We start from the raw sequence: 1,439 nt of genomic DNA on the forward strand, positions 1-1,439 counted from the left end.
CGGACACGCCGGACTGAGCGTTTCCGCGCGCATCGGTGTCGCCGACACGAAATCCGCGGCCTCGGTGTCTCGCCTCGTGTACGACACGATCGCCGCCAACCCGGCCATCCGGGCCGCTGAACCGATCGACACCATCAGCGTCACGGTCGCCAGCATCGACTGACGTTCCCACGATTTCGGATCCGCGCGTGAGGAATCACCGACGTCGTACGTCTTACCCAGAGCTGTGTGACAATTCGCGCCTTGTGCGCTGCGTTCTTCGGCCTTTCCGAAGAAATGCGTGCGGTGCGCTTGACATGCGGCGCGCTTGAACTGCCACACGCCGTCGTTTCCGACTACATCGTGCCGACCCGTCGGCCCAATCCAACCCTGGAGGTTGACATGCCTATCGAATTCGCTGCCGCTCTCGCGGGTGGGCTGGCCACTCTGATCGACTTCGTCCCCAAACTCTTGCTGTTCCTGGTCATTCTGATTGTCGGACTTGTCGTGGCGAAACTGATCTCCAAAGCTCTGGCACGACTGCTGGACAAGGTCGGCTTTGACCGGATCGTGGAACGCGGCGGAGTCAAGAAGGCCCTGGCGGGCTCCGCCCTGGACGCCTCCGACATCATCGGAAAGATCCTGTACTACACGCTGGTGCTGTTCGTGTTGCAGTTCGCGTTCGGCGTCTTTGGACCCAACCCGGTCAGCGACCTGCTCGCTGGCATCATCGCGTTCTTGCCGAAAATCATCGTCGCGATCATCATCATCGTCATCGCCGTAGCGGTCGCGGCAGGCGCGAAAACACTGATCCAGGGAACCCTGGGCGGTTTGTCCTACGGGAAAGTCCTCGCCAACATTGCCAGCATCTTCATCTTGTTCCTGGGCGTGACGGCGGCACTGAACCAGATCGACGTCGCCACGACCGTGACCACCCCGATCCTGATCGCCGTGCTGGCCATCATCGCGGGCGTCATCATCGTGGGCGCCGGCGGCGGCCTAATCAAGCCAATGCAAGCCCGCTGGGAGTCCTACCTCACCAAGGCCGAAGAAGAAGCCCCGAAAATGCGCCTCGAAGCCCAAAAAGCGCCCAGCGTGAAAGAACAGGCCGAGCAGGCCAAGTACAAGGTGCACAACACACTCAACCCCACCGACGCCGGCACCACCCGCCGCATGAACAACGCCCGCTAACACACAGCACCCGGGTTTCACCCGCAACCCGGCACCACCCGGCGCGGGCCTGTTCGGCGGCAACACTCTCCGCCCCCGAACAGGCCCGCGCCGCCACCTCCCCAGAAGATTTGATAGCACGACCACTTGATCGAAGCCCCGTGATTCCCGGCATCACGAACACTCTCCCCCGCGTTCTCTTCTCGGCGCGCGGACCGCTCAGCGAGCAGCTCCTCAAAGCTTTGTTCCGGTCCCGACCGCCCGGGCGCGGGAGCGCCTGAGGCCCTCCT

Annotated in this window: 1 protein-coding gene; it reads left to right on the plus strand. The window is 63.0% G+C overall.

The genetic code is table 11. The annotated features are described in order from the left end of the window. The first annotated feature begins 228 nt into the window (after window positions 1-228). Window positions 229-1,170: a hypothetical protein gene (locus tag E3O50_RS16785; RefSeq protein WP_198413627.1), complete on the plus strand. Its 942-nt coding sequence runs from the start codon at window positions 229-231 to the stop codon at window positions 1,168-1,170. The last annotated feature ends 269 nt before the right edge of the window (window positions 1,171-1,439 follow it).

It is taken from the genome of Cryobacterium sp. MDB1-18-1 (assembly GCF_004402735.1).
Classification (GTDB): domain Bacteria; phylum Actinomycetota; class Actinomycetes; order Actinomycetales; family Microbacteriaceae; genus Cryobacterium; species Cryobacterium glucosi.